The sequence below is a fragment of the Chitinophaga dinghuensis genome (genome assembly GCF_003259435.1).
In the GTDB taxonomy this organism is placed as follows: domain Bacteria; phylum Bacteroidota; class Bacteroidia; order Chitinophagales; family Chitinophagaceae; genus Chitinophaga; species Chitinophaga dinghuensis.
Genome location: NZ_QLMA01000003.1, coordinates 267,856 through 287,181 on the forward strand (window position 1 = coordinate 267,856; position 19,326 = coordinate 287,181).

19 protein-coding genes are annotated in these 19,326 nt (G+C 44.9%); 13 read left to right on the plus strand and 6 right to left on the minus strand.

What is annotated here, in order from left to right:
- Window positions 1-50 precede the first annotated feature (50 nt).
- Complete coding sequence (sucC, locus tag CLV59_RS10105) at window positions 51-1,265, minus strand: ADP-forming succinate--CoA ligase subunit beta (protein ID WP_111591914.1); 1,215 nt, start codon at window positions 1,263-1,265, stop codon at window positions 51-53.
- Window positions 1,266-1,429: 164 nt separating this feature from the next.
- Here sucC and CLV59_RS10110 point away from each other — a divergent pair, with 164 nt between their 5' ends.
- From CLV59_RS10110 to CLV59_RS10140, 7 genes are all read left to right on the plus strand, one after another.
- Window positions 1,430-2,251: a purine-nucleoside phosphorylase gene (locus CLV59_RS10110; RefSeq protein WP_111591915.1), complete on the plus strand. Its 822-nt coding sequence runs from the start codon at window positions 1,430-1,432 to the stop codon at window positions 2,249-2,251.
- 18 nt (window positions 2,252-2,269) lie between these two features.
- Window positions 2,270-4,246: a putative porin gene (locus CLV59_RS10115; protein ID WP_111591916.1), complete on the plus strand. Its 1,977-nt coding sequence runs from the start codon at window positions 2,270-2,272 to the stop codon at window positions 4,244-4,246.
- A 90-nt stretch (window positions 4,247-4,336) separates the two neighbouring features.
- Complete coding sequence (locus CLV59_RS10120; RefSeq protein WP_111591917.1) at window positions 4,337-4,726, plus strand: HYC_CC_PP family protein; 390 nt, start codon at window positions 4,337-4,339, stop codon at window positions 4,724-4,726.
- Between the two features lie 83 nt (window positions 4,727-4,809).
- Window positions 4,810-5,355, plus strand: a complete 546-nt coding sequence (locus tag CLV59_RS10125) for a heavy-metal-associated domain-containing protein (RefSeq protein WP_111591918.1) — start codon at window positions 4,810-4,812, stop codon at window positions 5,353-5,355.
- A 12-nt stretch (window positions 5,356-5,367) separates the two neighbouring features.
- The gene (locus CLV59_RS10130; protein WP_111591919.1) at window positions 5,368-6,234 is read left to right on the plus strand and encodes a hypothetical protein; all 867 of its coding nucleotides are present in this window, start codon (window positions 5,368-5,370) and stop codon (window positions 6,232-6,234) included.
- Window positions 6,235-6,241: 7 nt separating this feature from the next.
- Complete coding sequence (locus tag CLV59_RS10135; RefSeq protein WP_111591920.1) at window positions 6,242-6,814, plus strand: helix-turn-helix domain-containing protein; 573 nt, start codon at window positions 6,242-6,244, stop codon at window positions 6,812-6,814.
- A gap of 248 nt (window positions 6,815-7,062) precedes the next feature.
- Window positions 7,063-8,739 carry a L,D-transpeptidase family protein gene (locus tag CLV59_RS10140; RefSeq protein WP_111591921.1) on the plus strand — a complete coding sequence of 559 codons (1,677 nt, stop codon included), beginning with the start codon at window positions 7,063-7,065 and terminating at the stop codon, window positions 8,737-8,739.
- 80 nt (window positions 8,740-8,819) lie between these two features.
- On the opposite strand, the gene CLV59_RS10145 is transcribed toward CLV59_RS10140, so the two are convergent.
- Together CLV59_RS10145 and icd are read right to left on the minus strand one after the other, a co-directional pair.
- Window positions 8,820-10,052 carry an NADP-dependent isocitrate dehydrogenase gene (locus tag CLV59_RS10145; RefSeq protein ID WP_111591922.1) on the minus strand — a complete coding sequence of 411 codons (1,233 nt, stop codon included), beginning with the start codon at window positions 10,050-10,052 and terminating at the stop codon, window positions 8,820-8,822.
- Between the two features lie 270 nt (window positions 10,053-10,322).
- The gene (gene icd, locus CLV59_RS10150; protein ID WP_111591923.1) at window positions 10,323-11,600 is read right to left on the minus strand and encodes an NADP-dependent isocitrate dehydrogenase; all 1,278 of its coding nucleotides are present in this window, start codon (window positions 11,598-11,600) and stop codon (window positions 10,323-10,325) included.
- Between the two features lie 189 nt (window positions 11,601-11,789).
- On the opposite strand from icd, the gene CLV59_RS10155 reads away from it, so the two are divergent.
- The 6 genes from CLV59_RS10155 (at window position 11,790) to CLV59_RS10180 (ending at window position 16,309) form a co-directional block, all read left to right on the plus strand.
- Complete coding sequence (locus tag CLV59_RS10155) at window positions 11,790-12,404, plus strand: SGNH/GDSL hydrolase family protein (protein ID WP_111591924.1); 615 nt, start codon at window positions 11,790-11,792, stop codon at window positions 12,402-12,404.
- Between the two features lie 57 nt (window positions 12,405-12,461).
- Complete coding sequence (locus CLV59_RS10160; protein ID WP_111591925.1) at window positions 12,462-13,130, plus strand: ferredoxin reductase domain-containing protein; 669 nt, start codon at window positions 12,462-12,464, stop codon at window positions 13,128-13,130.
- A 141-nt stretch (window positions 13,131-13,271) separates the two neighbouring features.
- Entirely contained in the window at window positions 13,272-14,093 is an 822-nt protein-coding gene (locus CLV59_RS10165) for a LiaF transmembrane domain-containing protein (RefSeq protein ID WP_111591926.1), read from the plus strand.
- Between the two features lie 68 nt (window positions 14,094-14,161).
- Complete coding sequence (locus tag CLV59_RS10170; protein ID WP_111591927.1) at window positions 14,162-14,515, plus strand: DUF4288 domain-containing protein; 354 nt, start codon at window positions 14,162-14,164, stop codon at window positions 14,513-14,515.
- Between the two features lie 8 nt (window positions 14,516-14,523).
- A complete protein-coding gene (locus CLV59_RS10175; protein ID WP_245950847.1) occupies window positions 14,524-15,588 on the plus strand; it encodes a sensor histidine kinase in 1,065 nt (354 codons plus the stop codon).
- Window positions 15,566-16,309, plus strand: coding sequence for a LytR/AlgR family response regulator transcription factor (locus CLV59_RS10180; RefSeq protein ID WP_111591928.1), 744 nt, complete (start codon window positions 15,566-15,568; stop codon window positions 16,307-16,309). The genes CLV59_RS10175 and CLV59_RS10180 overlap by 23 nt, the downstream gene beginning before the upstream one ends.
- A 26-nt stretch (window positions 16,310-16,335) precedes the next feature.
- On the opposite strand, the gene CLV59_RS10185 is transcribed toward CLV59_RS10180, so the two are convergent.
- The 3 genes from CLV59_RS10185 to CLV59_RS10195 are packed head-to-tail and all read right to left on the minus strand — an operon-like array spanning window position 16,336 to window position 19,270.
- Window positions 16,336-16,731, minus strand: coding sequence for a thioesterase family protein (locus tag CLV59_RS10185; RefSeq protein WP_111591929.1), 396 nt, complete (start codon window positions 16,729-16,731; stop codon window positions 16,336-16,338).
- A gap of 6 nt (window positions 16,732-16,737) precedes the next feature.
- A complete protein-coding gene (locus CLV59_RS10190; protein WP_111591930.1) occupies window positions 16,738-18,600 on the minus strand; it encodes an Nramp family divalent metal transporter in 1,863 nt (620 codons plus the stop codon).
- A gap of 10 nt (window positions 18,601-18,610) precedes the next feature.
- Entirely contained in the window at window positions 18,611-19,270 is a 660-nt protein-coding gene (locus CLV59_RS10195; RefSeq protein ID WP_111591931.1) for a metal-dependent transcriptional regulator, read from the minus strand.
- Between the last annotated feature and the right edge of the window lie 56 nt (window positions 19,271-19,326).

Here is a 19,326-nt window from a genome sequence, read left to right on the forward strand (position 1 = left end):
GGCCAGTATTCACTGGCCCCGTTTTATTATGTAGTAAAGTGATAATCAGTTTAAGCGCTAACAGCTTTGTTTACCAGAGCAGCAGCTTCACTCAGCAGAATGGCAGACTGAACTTTCAGACCTGATTCTTCGATCAGTTGTTTCGCTTCAGCAGCGTTGGTACCCTGCAGACGTACAATGATAGGAACGTTGATGTTGCCGATAGATCTGTAAGCATCGATTACACCTTGAGCAACCCTGTCGCAACGAACGATACCACCGAAGATATTGATGAGGATCGCTTTTACTTTAGGATCTTTCAGGATGATACGGAAACCTGCTTCAACGGTTTGAGCGTTAGCAGTACCTCCTACGTCCAGGAAGTTAGCTGGTTCACCGCCAGACAGTTTGATCATATCCATGGTAGCCATTGCCAGACCGGCGCCGTTTACCATACAACCTACGTTACCGTCGAGTTTTACGAAGTTCAGGTTGTATTTACCTGCTTCTACTTCGGTAGGATCTTCTTCAGTGATGTCGCGCAGTGCTTCCAGGTCCGCATGACGCATCAGCGCATTGTCGTCCAGGTTTACTTTCGCATCTACAGCAATGATTTTCTCGTCGCTGGTTTTGAACAGTGGGTTGATTTCCAGCATGCTGCAATCCAGTCCTACGTACGCATTGTACAGGTTAGTAACGAATTTCACCATGTTTTTGAATGCATCACCGCTCAGACCGAGGTTGAAAGCGATGTTGCGCGCCTGGAATGGCTGCAGCGCCATATTAGGTTTAACCCACTCTTTGAATATTTTTTCTGGAGTGCTGTGTGCAACTTCTTCGATATCCATACCACCTTCAGTGGAGTACATGATAACGTTCATGCTTTTAGCGCGATCCAGGAGGATAGACAGGTAGAATTCTTTTACAGGATTAGGACCTGGGTAATAAACATCCTGTGCAACCAGCACTTTGTTTACTAATTTACCAGCTTCGCCAGTCTGGATAGTAACCAGGGTACCACCCAGGATATTACCAGCAATGGTTTTGATATCTTCCGCATTTTTTCCTACGGCCACACCTCTCTGTTCTGTACCACGGATTTTACCCTTACCGCGTCCACCGGCATGAATTTGTGCTTTTACAACAGCAAACTCGTTACCGTATTGTACTTTCAGTTGTTTGTAAGCCTCGGCGGCCGCTTCAGGCGTATCTACCGGAATGCCTTCCTGTACCGGTACATTATATTTTTTCAACAGTTCTTTAGCCTGGTACTCGTGTAAGTTCATCGGAATAAAATTTGCCGCTAAAATAGGCTATTATGATTTAAATATAAAACTGAGTCATTTGTGAATTAAAAAATAACTTTGCGCCGGTTCGCCGGTAATACGATATTGCAGTGTAATTTCCGGCTATAAAACAGAAAATTAAACGAATTAACGAAAAGTAAAATATGAGCGAACTCACAGATCAGATCAAAGCAGCGAGTGATTATATCAGTAAATTCTGGGATGAGAAGCCGTTGGCAGGGGTAATCCTGGGCAGTGGCCTTGGCGACCTGGCAGAGGATATTGAAGATGCCATTGAAATTCCTTACAAAGATATTCCCCATTTTCCGGTATCTACAGTGGAAGGCCACTCTGGAAAACTGATCCTGGGATATATGAGCGATAAGCCTGTTGTGGCTATGGCTGGAAGATTCCACTTCTACGAAGGTTTCTCTATGAAACAAGTAACCTTCCCGGTACGTGTAATGAAAGCCCTGGGTATTCATACCTTATTCATTTCCAACGCTGCCGGCGGTATGAACCCTGACTTCAGCGTAGGAGATCTCATGATTATCCGCGATCATATCAATCTGCAACCAGAACATCCGCTGCGTGGACCAAATGAAAGTGAACTGGGCCCTCGTTTCCCGGATATGAGTGAGCCATATAATAAAGAACTGATCTACCGCGCCATGGAAATCGCAGCCATGAACCAGATTGATCTGCATTCAGGCGTTTACGTTGGCGTACAAGGTCCTACCTTCGAAACCCGCGCTGAATATAAATATATGCATATCATCGGTGGAGACGCCGTAGGTATGAGTACTGTACCAGAAGTAATTGTAGCCATCCACTCCGGCCTGAGAGTATTTGCCATGAGTGTGATTACCGATATTGGTATCCGTGAAGAGGAAAATGTAATTACACACGAAGAAGTACTGGAAGCTGCAAAAGCGGCAGAACCAAAACTGACACTTATCTTTAGTGAATTAATCCGACAACTATAAACGTATTGTCATTTCCGGATGAGATATCTTATCATCATAATCTTGCTGCTGTTGGGCGGACAGCAATTATCAGCACAGTTCAATACCAATCGCTTCGGTAATATGGGAGGTGGCGGCGGTACCAGCAAAATGCAAAAGGATTCCGGCCATCACCAGGAAGAACTGGATACGCTGACGCTCAGCTACCGCTATCTCGGAGAACCGTACGATTACACAATCGACTCTTCCATAGTGGATTTCAGCACCCAGTTTCTGAAAGTTCCCGGCAGTTACATGACTACCGGCAACAGCGGTGGTGCCGCCAGGAACCTCATTTTTACGCCTCTCATGAAAGCCGGCTTCGACGCCGGTTTCCATGCATATGATATATATGGCAATACCCATGCAGGCGCACGTTTCTTTAGCACCACCAGGCCCTACACAGAAATGCAGTATCTGGTTGGTAGTAAACAGGAACAAATTCTCGGTGTTTCCCATACCCAGAACCGCACCAACCGGTTCAATTTCTTTTTTGACTACAGAAAAGTAAATGCTCCGGGGTATTATAAGTCACAGACTACCAGTCACGATACTTATCGCGTGACCGCCCGCTACCAGTCTAAAAACAAACGGGCGAATTCGTACCTGGACTTCTTCTACAACAACCTGAAAGGCGGGGAAAATGGCGGGATCAGAAATGACTCCTTCCTCCATAAATCGGAATACAGCAACCGCAGAACGATTCCGGTAAACCTGGGGAACGATAATACGAGTTCGTATAATTTCTTTACGACCTCTATTCCCGTTAAATCCCAGTACCAGCAAGCTGGATTGTTATTTATGCAGCAGTACGACTGGGGTAGGGGAAAAACAATCCACATCAACGACACCACGGATTATTATAAATATGATCCGATCTTCCGTATCCAGTATACCTTTAATTTCCAGAGCGATAACTATCAGTTCATGGATAATAATCCGGATACAGCATTCTACCCGCTGCATTACAATATCCCGATACGTCCGCAGGATTCCACCCTGTTCGCCCAACATAAATGGAAACTGCTGTCCAACGATCTCTCGCTGATTCAGTTCCCTATGCCTGGCAACCAGGGACACTTTATCAACCTGGGCGCCCGTTTCGAAAGCTGGCAAGGTAACTTCCTGGATGCAGATATCAACTTCAGCAACCTGGCTTTACACGGAGAATACCGGAATAAAACCAGGAATCAGCTGTGGGACTTCTCCGCCAAAGGAGAGTTTTATGTGGCAGGACAGAATATCGGAGATTATAATGTAAGCGGTATGTTGCGCAGGCATGTAAATGATTTGTTGGGAGACATCAAGCTCTCTGCCAGCAACGTGAACAGAGAGCCGTCATACGTGTACAAGTATTTCAACAGTAACCGTACCACCTGGTACAATTCATCGCTGGCGAAAGAAAATATCACCCAGCTGCAGTTTGCGGCCGACAATAAGAAACTCTCTTATCATCTGGCTGTCAACTACTTCCTGTTTACCAATTACACCTACATGCAGGATTATTACCATAGCGCACAGGATAAATCACTGTTTAACCTGCTGCAAGTGGTATTTACCAAGAAGATCCGTATTGCGCCTTTCTCCTGGTACCTGGACGTAGCCTTCCAGCAAGTACAAGGCGGCGGTCCGCTGAATGTGCCTGCTTTCTGGACGCGTAACCAGTTCGCCTTCGAGAAACGCCTGTATACCAACCTGAACCTGGTAACAGGTCTGGAAATCCGCTACAATACGTCTTATTATGCGGATGATTATTCTCCGCTGATGGGACAATGGGTTTACCAGAAAAATACCAAAATTAGCTATGTAGCGCCGGATATTGCCGCGTTCGCTCACTTCCGTATTAAGTCGTTTAACGCATTTGTACGCGCAGAAAACCTCAATACGCTGTTTGCAAACAGTAACATGGCAGCTCCGCTGTATCCATATAATAATTTTGACTTCAGACTCGGTATCCGTTGGTGGTTTATTAACTAACCCATAATAGTTACCGTTTATATATTATTAAGCCCCCTTACAGTTTAAGGGGGCTTTTTACGTCAAAAAGACTTACTTTTGTGGCGGAACATGAAAAAATTTTTTGCCATATTATTTGCTGCACTGTATGTCGCGCTAACTAGCGGATTCGCTGTTAACGTGCATTATTGTATGGGCAAATTGGCTGCTGTAGAACTGCAATCGGCGCCTGCCGATTTCTGTGGTAAATGCAGGAAGCCAGCAAAAAACATGGACTGCTGCAAGAATGAATTCAAATTCTGCAAGGTGTCGGAGAGCCACCATGGCGCTCCCGCTGTTCAGCAAGATTTTACCGTAGCAGCGGATTTACGCCTGCCAGTAAAAGTGCTGCCTCAGCCAACCATTATTTCACTGCAGAAAGTCATTACCGCCATTCCCCATGGCCCTCCGGACCGGCCGGAAGTCCCTATTTTTCTCCAGAATTGTACCTTTTTGATCTGATTTTACAGTTTTCGCATGTCGTTTCCTGGATAGGAAACCAATGCCCCGACTGTAAATAATTCCAAACCCAAATTAATCAGATCATGAAATTCTTAGCAATAATCGCATTCGTATTAGGTATCACCTTTAGTGCAAACGCACAATATAAAAAAGCTGCTGTTCAGGCTACCGGCCTGACCTGCGCCATGTGTTCCAACGCTACCCTGAAAGCCCTGGAAACACTTCCTTTTGTAGATAAAATTGACACCGATTTAGAGAACACTACTTTTATCCTGTATTTCAAACCAGGCGCTAAAGTAGATATCGATGCCATTAAAAATAAAGTAGAAGATGCAGGTTTTTCCGTTGGTAAATTGGTGGTGACTGCCAATTTTGACGATACTTCCGTGAAAAATGATGCACATATAGCGTTTGGTGGCAGCACCTTGCACTTTATGCATGTGAAAGATCAGGTACTGAAAGGAGATAAAGAACTCACTGTTATCGACAAGGATTTTGTCTCTGCGAAACAATACAAAAAATATGCAGGAGAAACCACTATGCCTTGTTATAAAACAGGTATGATGGGAGATTGCTGCCATGCTGGTACAAAATCAGCTTCCAACAGGGTATATCATGTAACTATTTAATACCCCGTGAACATGAAGAGATGGTTAATCACAGTGCTGGCCCTGCTGGGCTTCACTGGCATAGTATCTGCACAGGAATTATATGTCAACTCTGAGCCGGCCAGCAATATGCCGGCAAACTCACTGGGAATCCGGCTTACAGGAAAAACCATGAATATGGATTATGATGGCCGTACCGCTGTCAGACTGGAACCGGAGGTGATGTGGGGCATCAATAAAAAATTAATGGTACACCTGGCCGGATATACGTCTAATATGATGCAATCCGGTTGGAAAGTGGAAGGAGGAAGTGTCTACGCCAAATACCGCTTTCTGTCGCAGGATCAGCAACATGCACATTTTCGCATGGCTGCCTATGTAAAAGGTTCTTTGATAAATAATCCGTTTATGCCTGTCATGGGAGACAGTCATATGTCGTATGTCAACGCAGACGGTGATCTGGATGGTAACAACAGTGGGGTTGCCGGCGGAATCATCGCCACACAATTACTGCATAAGCTGGCCTTGTCAGGAACCGCAGGATATAGTCGTTATCTGAATAATACAAAAGATAACCATCCTCCGGATTTTCCTCGCAATGCCGTTAATTACAGTCTCAGTGCAGGATATCTGGTGTTGCCAGTGAAGTATAAAAGCTACAAACAGACGAATTTGAATCTGTATGTAGAATTGTTAGGGAAGACGAATGTTGCTGCTACGGAACTTTCCCGCGGTAGCTACCTGGACATCGCCCCTGCAGTGCAGTTTATCTTCAACAGCACTACGCGGCTCGACTTCTCCTACAGAACGCAACTGGCGGGCAACATGCCGAGAAATATGTATAATTCCTGCCTGATAAGACTGGAACACAACATTTTTAACATCATCAAAAAACGATAAACGCCCAATGGCAACTACCGAATTATTCATAAAAAATATGGTTTGCCCGCGTTGTATTAAAGTGGTGAAATCTGTTCTGGAAGCAGAAGGATTTAAAGTGGCAAAAATGGAGCTGGGCAAAGCCTCCGTTGAAGGAAATGTAAGCGCGGATCAATTGAATAGACTGGTTCCTCTTTTGCAGGAAGAAGGTTTTCTGCTCATCGACGATAAAAAACAACAGCTGGTAGCAGCTATTAAAAGTATAGTAGTAGATACCGTTCATTATACAGATCTGGATGAGATGAAAGAGAATTTCTCTACACTGCTCTCCACTCGCCTGCAAAAAGATTATCATCTGCTCAGCAGCCTGTTTTCTGAATTGGAAGGTACTACCATAGAACAATATATCATTCAGCAGAAGATTGAAAGAGTAAAAGAATTACTGCGATATAATGAACTCAGTTTGAGTGAAATTAGCTACAAACTTGGTTATAGCAGTGTGGCACATCTCTCTGCTCAATTCAAAAAAGTAACCGGCCTTACGCCCAGTCAGTTCAAGCAAATGAAAGATACTGGCCGTATTCCGCTGGATAAATTATAATCGTATAGCCTTATACGATACACCTTAGTTGTTTTAGTTTTAGTTTTTAAGAGGCTGCTAATCGTGGCAGCCTCTTTTTAAAAAATTGTGAAGTATGAAAAAGGTATTAACAGGCATATTGAAATTTTTACAATCTTTATTTATGAAGAAAGATTGTTGCAGATAATATTATATATGAAAGTCTGACAGACTAAAATATTTAGCATAGTATTTGCAAAATGCTATCTTTACATAGCGATTAACTGCAAATGAAGAACACAAAATTAAATTTGAGTCTTTTATGCGGCTCCGGCATTGTCCTGTTGTTAGCCTGCGGAGAGCATAAAAAGAAGTACACCGCCCCGAAAGAGAAACAGATTGTAGCCAACGTTCGAGAATTGGACGAAGTTGTGAAGGAAAGTATTACTGAAAGACTTTCACTTATTTCAGACAATGATGGCATTTTGGAAGACAGTCTGCCTGCCTTCAGACCCCAGGCATTACAGGATTTTTACAAGGAACATGAAAATAAAGCAGAATGGTCCGACCATGGCAAGATGCATCCTGCTGCGGATTCCATGATGGAATGGATTGCTCGTGCAGATGAATATGGTCTGCTTCCTAAACAGTATCATGCCAACACCCTGACGAAAGTCTGGTCACAACTGCGCGACGATGCTGCCGCTAAAAAAGATGCCGCCCTCTGGGCAAAAGCAGATATCCTGCTGTCGGACGCCTTCATGAAAATGACTTCTGATCTGCACTACGGCCCTGGCCCTAGAGACAGTGTCACTTTCCGCACGGATTCCTTGTTTCCGGATAAATTCCTGAAAGACAAACTGCGTGCAGTTGTTGCGGATGGAAACATCAGCGCCGCTTTTGAAGGACTGGAACCTACGCACCCAGGCTATATTGCGCTGAAAGAAGGAATAAAATCTTTCAAAGATAAATACGAAGGTCAAAGCTGGGATACGCTGCCACTGAATTATACGGACACAATCGGATTCCGTCAGTTACTGGCCAACAGGCTGGTTCAGGGGCAATACCTGGATACTGCCGGCAAGGTTGTAGACACTACAATGATTAAAGCGGCAGTAAAAGCATTTCAAAATGAGTTCAATATTTATGCAGATGGCGTAGCCGGCAAACGCACTGTCATGGCGCTGAACCGCACTCCGGCCGATTGGCTGATGCAGGCGGGTATCAATATGGACCGTTGGCGTAAACTACCAGATACCATGCCCAGAGAATATATCATGGTAAACGTGCCTGGATATACGATGCGTGTGATTGATAGCGGTGAAGTAATGTTGGAATCAAGAGTAATTGTAGGCGCCCCACGTACCCGCACACCACTGTTGAATTCCTACATGACCAATGTAGTGTTATTCCCATACTGGCGCGTACCTTACAGCATTGTATTCAAGGAAATGCTGCCAGCAATCAAAAGAAATGTGGGATACCTCGCATCAAAAAATCTGGAAGTAATTAATAAAGACGGAGAAGCAGTAGATCCAAATACGATCGACTGGAACAAACTCAGTAAAGATCATTTTCCTTATGTACTGCGTCAGATGGATGGCGTAGACAATTCATTAGGGATTATGAAATTCAACTTCCGCAATAAATACAGCGTATATCTGCATGATACCAATAACCGCGGACTGTTCAAGAACTCCATGCGTGCGATGAGTCATGGTTGCGTGCGTGTACAACAGTGGGATAGTCTGTCGCAGTATCTGGTAAGAATGGATACTACGCAGCATCGTGGAGATAGTATCAAAGCATGGATTGCGCGTGGAGAAAAAAAGCAGGTGGATCTCACACGTCGTCTGCCTATTTATCTGCGTTACTTCACTGCAGAAGGTAGAGATGGTAAACTGATTTTCTTCGATGATATTTATGGAGAAGATAAAGTACTGCGCAGAGAGATGAAATATAATTAGTCAAAAGTTATAAAAGAGAAAACCCCGCACGATTAATCGTGCGGGGTTTTCTCTTTTATGCTTGTAATAGCAATGAGTTATTATTTAGCCAGTTTCACTTTCAGCGCAGCGTCCAGTGCTTCCAGGAATTCTTCAGTGTACAGGTAGTCTTTACCGTGTTCTACTTTGTTACCGTGGATACAAACAGCCAGATCTTTGGTCATTTTACCACTTTCAACTACTTCGATACAAACTTGTTCCAGTGCGTGACAGAAGTTGATCAGTTCCTGGTTGTTGTCCAGTTTACCACGGAATTCGAGACCGCGGGTCCATGCGAAGATAGATGCGATTGGGTTGGTAGAAGTAGGTTTACCAGCCTGGTGATCGCGGTAGTGACGAGTAACGGTACCGTGAGCAGCTTCTGCTTCCATGGTTTTACCGTCTGGTGTAACGAGGGTAGAAGTCATCAGACCGAGGGAACCAAAACCTTGTGCAACGGTATCAGATTGAACGTCGCCATCGTAGTTTTTACAAGCCCATACGAAGTTACCGTGCCATTTCAGCGCAGAAGCCACCATGTCATCAATCAGACGGTGCTCGTAAGTCAGGCCAGCTTGGTCGAATGCAGTTTTGAATTCGTTCTGGTAGATTTCTTCGAAAATATCTTTGAAACGACCATCATATTTTTTCAGGATGGTGTTTTTTGTGCTCAGGTACAGCGGCCAGTTTTTCATCAGTGCCTGGTTGAAGCAAGCACGCGCAAAACCTTTGATAGATTCGTCGGTGTTGTACATTGCCAGTGCAACGCCATCGCCTTTGAAGTTGTACACTTCATGCTCGATTACTTCACCATTTTCGCCTTCAAATTTGATAGTCAGTTTACCTTTTCCTTTGGTAACGAAATCAGTTGCACGGTATTGGTCACCGAATGCATGACGACCGATACAGATAGGAGCGGTCCAGTTAGGAACGAGGCGTGGAACGTTTTTCATAACGATTGGCTCGCGGAATACAGTACCATCCAGGATGTTACGGATAGTTCCGTTAGGAGACTTCCACATCTGTTTCAGGTTAAATTCTTTCACACGTGCTTCATCCGGAGTGATAGTAGCGCATTTGATACCAACGCCTACTTCCCTGATTGCGTTTGCTGCATCAATGGTTACCTGGTCATTCGTTGCATCACGATGCTCCATGCCCAGATCAAAATATTTGATTTCTACGTCCAGGTATGGAAGTATCAGTTTGTCCTTGATAAATTTCCAGATGATCCGTGTCATCTCATCTCCATCCAGCTCAACTACCGGATTAGCAACTTTAATTTTTTCTGCCATTTCGGGTTTTTTTAAAAAAATTAGATTAAAAATCTATTCTCAACAACTATTCAAGCAAAGTCCCGGTTAGGGATAATCCCGAAAAATACGACAATTTTAATTCCTGCAAAATTTTTTTTGTGTAATATATACATAAAATGATTTAGCACTGATTTTCTGTTAAAATAGCACAAGTAATTCCCATGTTGCAGGACATGTAAACACATAAAATGAGAAAAGCCCGACGCCAACGGCGTCGGGCTTTTCCCTATAAAAATGTTGATAATCTTCTTAGTGATGATTATTCATCTGTTTGATCACTTCATCAGCAAACTCAGAAGTTTTCACCAGCGTAGCGTCATCCATCAGGTTGTAGAAGTCGATGGTTACACGTTTACGCGCAATAGCAGTGCTCAAGCCATCTACGATGATTTTAGCAGCTTCTTTCCAACCCATGTATTCCATCATCATTACTCCGCTGAGGATAACAGAAGATGGGTTCATCGTGTTGGTATTCGCAAAACGTGGCGCAGTACCGTGTGTAGCTTCAAACACCGCATGACCGGTTTTGTAGTTGATGTTACCGCCTGGAGCAATACCGATACCGCCTACAGCAGCAGCAAGTGCATCAGAGATATAGTCGCCGTTCAGGTTGAGGGTAGCTACCACAGAGTAATCTTGCGGAGCAAGGAGGATCTGTTGGAGGAAGTTATCTGCAATCACATCTTTAATCAGCAGTTTGCCTTCGGCAGTAGCGATTTTGAGTGATTTGTTTGCAGCATCTTCGCCTTCTTCCTTCTTGATTCTTTCCCAGGTTTCCCAGGTATATACTTGGTCACCAAATTCTCTTTCAGCGAGTGCGTAGCCCCAGTTTTTGAAGCCGCCTTCGGTGAATTTCATGATGTTTCCTTTGTGAACGATGGTAACGGAAGGACGTTTGTGTTCCAGTGCGTACAGGATAGCTGCACGAACCAGTCTTTCAGTACCTTCAACAGAAACAGGTTTGATACCGAGAGAAGAAGTTTCCGGGAAACGGATTTTCTTAACTCCCATTTCATTCTGCAGGAAGTTCAGCAGCTTTTCACATTCAGGAGTTCCTGTCATGTATTCGATGCCTGCATAGATATCTTCAGTGTTCTCACGGAAGATAACCATGTCTACCTTTTCCGGATGTTTTACAGGAGAAGGTACTTTGTTGAACCAGCGTACTGGTCTTACACATGCGTACAGGTCAAGTTCCTGGCGCATTGCCACGTTCAGGGAGCGGATACCGCCACCTACTGGTGTGGACAACGGGCCTTTGATAGACACCAGGTACTCTTTCAATGCATCCAGTGTTGCTTTCGGCAGCCATTCGCCGGTTTCCTGGAAGGCTTTCTCACCTGCCAGTACTTCTTTCCATTCAATTTTCCTATCAGCACCATAGGCTATCTCCACAGCAGCGTCGAATACTCGCACACTTGCTTTCCAGATATCCGGACCAATGCCGTCGCCTATAATAAATGGGATGATGGGGTGGGTAGGGACCTGTAACAGTCCATTGTTCATCGATATTTTTTCTGCCGGCATAAAACGGTTTCTTTATGCGTTACGTAATTGTTGTAATCGGGTGCAAAGGTAGTCATTCTGAACCGAAAAGGCAGCCTGTTTTTGATAGATTTAACTTTAAAAATGCTGGTGTATATAACTTTTTGCTTATGTTAAGATAAATCCTATTTTGCCAGCTGTTTCAACATCATCACAATCGTTTTATCTGCCATGCATCTTACTTACCTCGCCCTGGGCGATAGCTATACTATTGGAGAAAGTGTTCCCGCAAATGAAAACTTTCCTGCACAAACTGTCCAAATGCTGCAAAATGCGGGCTTTTCCATCGATTTGCCCGAAATTATAGCAGTTACTGGTTGGACTACTGACGAACTGGATGCAGGCATCAAAGCCGCTGAAATCCAGGGAAACCAATATGATTTCGTGAGTTTACTCATTGGTGTGAATAACCAATACAGAGGCAGAAGTCTGGATGAATATGCATCACAATTTACCGACCTCTTGCGTCAGGCGATTGGATTTAGTCGCAATGGCCCCTCTCATGTAGTTGTCTTGTCCATTCCTGACTGGGGTGTAACGCCCTTTGCAGCAGACAGAGATGCCGCGCAGATTGCCAGCGAGATCGATGCCTTCAATGCCGCCAACAAGCGCATTGCGGCGGATTTCCAGGTACATTACATCGATATTACGCCATTTACCCGCGAAGCAGTCAATGATCCGACACTAGTAGCAACCGACGGACTCCACCCATCAGGGAAAGATTATCAACGCTGGGCGAAACTGGTCAGCCAGTTGTACGCGCGTCTCCCGTTAACTGATAAATAGGGAAATAATCGTTATATTGATACTGATAGTTTATTTTCTCCCAAAGCAACCTTTCATATGGAACACCATATCGTTAAAGTGCTATCCGTAACACCCGTTACTCATGACGTAAGACGATACAAAGTAGCCAAACCTAACGGGTATAAGTTTGTACCCGGTCAGGCTACCGAGGTAGCTATCAACAAACCCGGATGGGAAGACCAGCGTCGTCCATTTACTTTCACTGGGCTGAACGACTGGGATCACCTGGAGTTTACCATTAAATCTTATCCGGAAAGAAGTGGCGTTACTGGCCAATTGGCCCTGCTGCAACCTGGAGATGAATTAATCCTCCATGATGTATGGGGCGCCATTCATTATAAAGGAGAAGGCGTATTTATTGCCGGTGGCGCCGGCGTAACGCCTTTCATTGCCATATTCCGGCAATTACAACAGGAGGGCCGTCTGGGCAATAATACCCTTATCTGCTCCAATAAATCCGTTGGAGATATTATCCTGAAAGAAGAATTCGAACAAATGCTGGGCAACCGGTTTATCAATACCCTTACCCGTGAAAAGGCCGCCGGTTACGATCATCATGCAATCGATACCGTCTACCTGAAAGAAAAAGTGAAACATTTCGACCAGCATTTCTATATCTGCGGCCCCGATCAGATGGTGGCAGATCTGAAAGCCACTGTAGCAGCTCTCGCCGGCAAGGATGCCCTGATTACCGTAGAATTATAGTACGGTAAATCCGTCAGCTCACTCATCAATTCATTTTCACCGGTAAAATCCTGCTTTTTACCGGTAAACGGATCACCTTGACCTATCCCCTATTGATAGGGGAAGTCTGGCGATCTACTTTTGTATTATAAAATTCGAACAATGACAAATACAGAAACAGAAATAAAAGAAAGAGATAACAGAAACAGAAGAGGAGGCGCCGTTGGCGGTTTGATCCTGATCCTGATCGGTGCGGGACTTATCCTTCGCAGACTGAACCTGGATCTGCCATACTGGCTCTTCTCCTGGCAGATGCTCCTCATCGTACTGGGTTTACTCATCGGTGTTAAACATAACTTCAGAGGCGGTAGTTGGCTGGCTATGCTCATGGTAGGCGGTATCTTCCTCGCAGGGGAAATTCTCAGCTGGCCATATAATACAGCCCAGTTCATCTGGCCGGTCGTATTAATCGTCATCGGGGTTTGTGTAATACTCAAGCGGAATACGGATTTCTGGGGCGGCCACGATTATCGCAGGAGAAGATGGAGAAAGCATGGCGAAACCCGCACAGATGCCGAGGGTAATACCGGATACAGTTATACTTACACTTATAACTACAATACCGGTGAAAATTTCAACGACGATGTGATCAATACCTCCGCAATCCTGGGGGGCGTGAATAAACTGGTGATGTCTAAAAACTTCAAAGGCGGTACCGTTTCCTCCGTATTCGGTGGCGCAGACATTAACCTGAGCCAGGCGGATATCCAGGATACCGCTGTACTCGATGTAACCGCGATCTTCGGTGGTTGTGAAATCGTAGTACCCTCCAACTGGGTTGTAAAAACAGATCTCACCACTATCCTCGGAGGCGTAGAGGATAAACGTTCACCAGAACTGATGCGTGCCAGCAATTCAGGCAAAACCCTGATCATCAAAGGTAGCTGCATCTTCGGTGGAGTCGAAATCAAGAGCTATATATAAGTTGAAATGTACATCCCGTTAACCCCTTCTTATATATCCTAACTTCTCATCCTGAAAAACATAATTATATGAATTGGTTTGTTGCAAAAGTCGTTTATCAGATCATCTGCGGAAATGGAAATCATACCCCGCAATTCGATGAACAGATCCGCCTGATTAGCGCGGGAACCAAGAAAGACGCACTGGCAAAAGCACATGAAATAGGTTTGCAGGAACAATATGCATTCAAAAATCATCAGGAGGAATTAGTACAATGGAAGTTTATCAATGTACCGGAAATATACACCCTGTCGGACCTCACGGATGGCATGGAGGTATATTCCCGCATTGAAGAGCCCGGCGATCCTAAGTCCTACATGGCCTGGTTGCAGACAAAATCTGCACAACTCCAGGAGCATCCATTAGTCGAACTTCATAACTAAACCGTTCCTTGGCAAAATCAATATATAGCGGCACTACTTCAAGGGTATTTATCGCGACCTTTTCCATCGTATTCATCGTGTATACGTTACTGTTATGGCAATGGTTCGATTTCCCTTTCTGGCAATCGGTGACCGACAGTTCTGTTCATACGTTGCTGCTGGCTTCCGCTTGTCTGCTGATCAGCAGTAACCTGGCCTATTACAGGCCAGGTTCCAGTATGGTACAATTTCTTTATGTATCTGTTGTTAGCTGCGCGATGACATTCCTCTGGGTAGCATCTTCCCATTGGATATTATATAAAACCTATTCTTCTGAATCCTATTACCTGATATGGCTGAGCAAAGGAATACCCGTTTTTTGCATTGTAGGATGGCTGATCGTAACAGGAGTAGGTTTTCGAAGTATCATGTGGTACGATCTGGAAGAGCAGCGTCAGGCACTACAGAGAAAAGAAGATACAGAGAAGATAGTGAGAGAAGCAGAGTTGTATAAATTAAGACAGCAATTACAACCGCATTTCCTTTTCAACAGCCTGAATTCCATCAATGCCCTGATCATGCTCCGGCCTACGCAAGCGAGAGAAATGGTATTGAAACTATCGGATTTTCTCCGTGGCTCCATCAAAAGAGAAGATGATCAATGGATCTCGCTCACAGAAGAGTTGCAATATCTCGGCCTCTATCTGGATATTGAGAAAGTGAGATTCGGACACCGGTTGACTACTAATGTTAGCTATGAGGAAGGAGCAGAGAAAATGTTTATGCCGCCTATGTTATTACAGCCAGTAGTGGAGAATGCCATTAAATTTGGCTTGTATGATACCGTAGGTGAAATTGCCATAAATATCAAAGCCTGGGCAGGAGAGAATATATTGTATCTGGAAGTACAAAATCCTTTTGATACAGAATTGCAGCAGCCGAAAAAAGGAACCGGCTTCGGCCTTAAATCCATTCATCGCAGGTTGTACCTGCTGTTTGCCAGACATGATTTGCTGGAAACCTCTACCACAGAAAATATATTTACAACACTGATTAAAGTACCGCAGACACATGATAAAAGCAGTAATAATTGATGATGAGCCATTGGCGAGAGAAGTAGTCAAGGAATACCTGATGGGATTTCCACAGGTAGAAGTACTGCAAGAATGCAACGATGGGTTTGAAGGTTTGAAAGCCATTCAGCAGCATCAACCGGATATTATCTTCCTGGATATACAAATGCCTAAAATTACCGGCTTTGAAATGCTGGAGCTGGTAGAAAATATGCCGGCCGTTATATTTACCACTGCCTTTGAAGAACATGCTATCCGCGCTTTTGAAGTGAATGCGGTAGATTATCTGCTGAAGCCTTTTTCGAAAGAACGTTTTGACAAGGCATTGCAAAAATGGCTGGACAGACAGACGCCTGTAACGCCTGCTCCTGATACCAATTCCTTACTGGAAGCGGCAGGTAGTTCTCCGGTACAGAGTAACAGGGTAGTGGTGAAAATTAATGGGAAGATTAAAATCATCCCGGTGCATGATATCCACTATCTGGAAGCGGCAGATGACTATGTGAAAATCGTAACGCAGGAAGGTAATTTCCTGAAGAACAAAACCATGGCCTTCTTTGAGCAAACGCTGGACCCGCAGCAGTTTACAAGAGTGCATCGTTCTTATATCCTCAATGTGAATCAGGTGACAAGGATTGATCCTTATGAGAAAGAAAATCACCTGGCCATCTTACGCAGCGGCGCTAAAGTGTTAGTAAGTAAAACGGGGTATCCTCGTCTGAAAGCTGCACTGGGACTATAAAATATGTCACAGTATTCCTCCTGGCATCAGGAGGAATACTGTGAAAATAATAGCTTTAGTTTATCTTTCTTTAAGATCTTTTGCACCTGTGTACCGCTGGCAATTAGTCTGCCATCTACATGCGCGGTATAGCTACAGGTAATGGTGTGATGGAGTATATGCGTTACCGTAGCTTTGAATTCTACTGTTGTTCCTACTAATGCAGGCGAGTGATGTTCCACTGATAATGCGGCCCCGATACCTTCTTCATCTTCTTCTTTCATTTCCAGTACAAACAGTCTGCAACACCATTCTGCGTCTCTGCCGAGGGCAAATGTGGCGTATACAGGATGTACGTTACCACTCTCAAAGGTGGCGCAGTCTTCCTGTCGTACCACACGTCGGAAGGATTTGGTATCGCCGGGTTGGAATAATTGCAGCATAGAAAATTATTGTACAACCAGCACGGGCACTTTCACTTTGTGACGTACCTGGTTGGCGGTTTCACCATAGATAATATCTTTCAGGCCTTTATGTCCGTGTCCTCCTAAAACCAGAAATTCCGCATTTTCTTCCTTCACTATTCTGGCGATTTCATTCGCTCTTCTGCGATATCCGAGTACGCCACGGGCGTGGATATTCCTGCTTTTTAGTAAGGCGACGTAGGTATCCAGTTGTTCCTGATCTTTTCGGGTTTCCAGGTCAAAGGAATCTTTACCAAAGTATTTTGCAGAGGCGCTTTCCACGATATGGATGAGAATATACTCCGTATGTTCGTTACCGTGAGCAATGGCATTGCGGATAATTTTCTCGTCAAATTTTCCGAATTCCAGCGCCATAGCGATACGGCGATACACAGGGTGATCCAGTTCGCCGAGAGAAACCTGTGCCGTGTGAATATTGGGATTGGCAGGAGCGAGGCGGTATCTGACAAACAAGGGATATACGATCGTATATACGAGCAGCACAATAAAGCCGAGTCCTACGAGGATGATAATACCATCCACCATAAGATTGCTTCTGCCGGCAATATAGCTGCTTGCTTCTTCGTACACCATTTTGATATTCAGATAAACCAGTATGGCAGCGATTAGCCAGCTAAGGATTTTTGTAGGCGTTTTGATCGCGAAATCTCCCATGGTCTGTTTATCGCTGACGAAATGAATCAATGGAATGACAGCAAATCCCAGCTGCATACTGAGGAGTACCTGGCTGAACACCAGCAGTGCGCCTACTTCCTTATCGCCTGCGATGAGAATTACCAGCAGTGCGGGGATGATGGCGAGCAATCGGGTAATCAGTCGGCGCAACCAGGGGTTGATACGCAGGCGGAGATAACCTTCCATTACGATCTGACCGGCGAGGGTACCTGTAACGGTGGAGCTTTGTCCTGCTGCAATCAACGCCACTGCGAAGAGAACTGGGGCCAGTTTGGTGCCGAGTAATTTCTCCAGCAGTTCATGGGCATCCTGAATTTCCGCTATTTCCGTTCTTCCGGCTTTGAAGAATACTGCAGCGGCCAGAATGAGGATGGCGGCGTTTACCAGGAAGGCCAGGTTCAGCGCGATTGTGCTGTCTATAAAGTTAAGTTTTATTGACTGACGGATACCTTTATCGTCCCGTTTTATTTTCCTTGTCTGTACCAATGCAGAGTGCAGGTAGAGGTTATGCGGCATGACAGTTGCGCCGATAATCCCAATGGCGATATAGAGCGCTGTGGTGTCTGGAATGCGGGGCACAAATCCTTTTACTACTTCGTTCATTTGTGGTTTTGCCAAAATCAGTTCTATGAGGAAGGAAGTGCCTACAATGGCTACCAGCGCTATAATAAAGGCTTCCATTTTGCGCATGCCAAAACGTTGCAGTACTAACAGCAGGAAGGTGTCTAAAACGGTCAGGCTCACGCCCCAGATTAGTGGTAATCCGGTGAGTAATTGAATACCGATGGCCATACCGAGTACTTCGGCGAGGTCTGTGGCGGCGATGGCGATTTCCGCCAGTATGTATAAAACAAAATTGACAAAGGGAGGATAAGTTTCCCGGTTGGCCTGTGCGAGGTCGCGGCCACGAACGATGCCCAGGCGGGCAGCGAGACTTTGTAGTAACAATGCCATGAGATTACTCATGAGTAGCACCCAGAGGAGCGTGTAGCCATATTTACTTCCGCCGGCCAGGTCGGTGGCCCAGTTTCCCGGGTCCATATAGCCCACACTTACGAGATATGCGGGTCCAAAGAAGGCAAATATTTTCTTCCATTTTGATTTACTGCCGGTGTCTACGCTTTCATGTACTTCGCTTAATGACGGTCCCATTGGATAAATGTTATAGCGGTCTTACCATTATATTTTTTGCCACCTGTTCACTGATGGTGAGACTAGGTAAATGTTTCATTTTGATTTCAATGGAATTATCGAACTCATAGTGAGCCACGATTTCCAGTTGTGTTCCCAGCTTGATGCCTTTTGCGTTCAGGAAGGCGAGGAGGGCGGTAGATTGATCGCTTACAGCGGTTACTACCAGTCGCTTCGCATTGGCCTGATCCAGGGGCGTTTGCGGGCGTGGTTTGGCCATTCTTCCGTGGGCGTCGGGGATAGGGTCTCCATGAGGATCTATGACCGGATTGCCGAGGAAATCGCTGAGGCGGTTGATCAGTTTTTCACTGCGTACATGTTCCAGTTCTTCCGCCAGTTCATGTACTTCTTCCCAGCTGAACGACAGTTTATCCACCAGGAAGCATTCCCAGAGGCGATGGCGGCGAACTATCTGGAGGGCAGTTTTGCGGCCTTCCGGGGTGAGGGTGATGCCTTGATATTTTTCGTAGTCGATCAGCTTTTTCTCTTTTAATTTTTTGGCCATATCGGTTACGGATGCCGGTTTTGTATCCAGTTCATAGGCAAGCGCGTTGGTGGTAACGGCCTGATCGCCTTCCTGCAGCTTATAAATGGCTTTGACATAATTCTCTTCCGCAACTGTTAAATTCATATAGCCTAAAATTAAATTTAGACAAAGCTAAATAATAAAACCGAACTTTTATATAT

What these genes read in the sequence shown, in the direction of transcription:
- CLV59_RS10115 (WP_111591916.1), top strand. Translation starts at nt 2,270, where the DNA reads ATGAGATATCTTATCATCATAATCTTGCTGCTGTTGGGCGGACAGCAA.
- CLV59_RS10165 (WP_111591926.1), top strand. Translation starts at nt 13,272, where the DNA reads ATGACAAATACAGAAACAGAAATAAAAGAAAGAGATAACAGAAACAGA.
- CLV59_RS10195 (WP_111591931.1), bottom strand. Translation starts at nt 19,270, where the DNA reads ATGAATTTAACAGTTGCGGAAGAGAATTATGTCAAAGCCATTTATAAG.
- CLV59_RS10110 (WP_111591915.1), top strand. Translation starts at nt 1,430, where the DNA reads ATGAGCGAACTCACAGATCAGATCAAAGCAGCGAGTGATTATATCAGT.
- CLV59_RS10170 (WP_111591927.1), top strand. Translation starts at nt 14,162, where the DNA reads ATGAATTGGTTTGTTGCAAAAGTCGTTTATCAGATCATCTGCGGAAAT.
- CLV59_RS10125 (WP_111591918.1), top strand. Translation starts at nt 4,810, where the DNA reads ATGAAATTCTTAGCAATAATCGCATTCGTATTAGGTATCACCTTTAGT.
- CLV59_RS10190 (WP_111591930.1), bottom strand. Translation starts at nt 18,600, where the DNA reads ATGGGACCGTCATTAAGCGAAGTACATGAAAGCGTAGACACCGGCAGT.
- CLV59_RS10185 (WP_111591929.1), bottom strand. Translation starts at nt 16,731, where the DNA reads ATGCTGCAATTATTCCAACCCGGCGATACCAAATCCTTCCGACGTGTG.
- sucC (WP_111591914.1), bottom strand. Translation starts at nt 1,265, where the DNA reads ATGAACTTACACGAGTACCAGGCTAAAGAACTGTTGAAAAAATATAAT.
- CLV59_RS10155 (WP_111591924.1), top strand. Translation starts at nt 11,790, where the DNA reads ATGCATCTTACTTACCTCGCCCTGGGCGATAGCTATACTATTGGAGAA.
- CLV59_RS10135 (WP_111591920.1), top strand. Translation starts at nt 6,242, where the DNA reads ATGGCAACTACCGAATTATTCATAAAAAATATGGTTTGCCCGCGTTGT.
- CLV59_RS10130 (WP_111591919.1), top strand. Translation starts at nt 5,368, where the DNA reads ATGAAGAGATGGTTAATCACAGTGCTGGCCCTGCTGGGCTTCACTGGC.
- CLV59_RS10140 (WP_111591921.1), top strand. Translation starts at nt 7,063, where the DNA reads ATGAAGAACACAAAATTAAATTTGAGTCTTTTATGCGGCTCCGGCATT.
- icd (WP_111591923.1), bottom strand. Translation starts at nt 11,600, where the DNA reads ATGCCGGCAGAAAAAATATCGATGAACAATGGACTGTTACAGGTCCCT.
- CLV59_RS10180 (WP_111591928.1), top strand. Translation starts at nt 15,566, where the DNA reads ATGATAAAAGCAGTAATAATTGATGATGAGCCATTGGCGAGAGAAGTA.
- CLV59_RS10145 (WP_111591922.1), bottom strand. Translation starts at nt 10,052, where the DNA reads ATGGCAGAAAAAATTAAAGTTGCTAATCCGGTAGTTGAGCTGGATGGA.
- CLV59_RS10120 (WP_111591917.1), top strand. Translation starts at nt 4,337, where the DNA reads ATGAAAAAATTTTTTGCCATATTATTTGCTGCACTGTATGTCGCGCTA.
- CLV59_RS10160 (WP_111591925.1), top strand. Translation starts at nt 12,462, where the DNA reads ATGGAACACCATATCGTTAAAGTGCTATCCGTAACACCCGTTACTCAT.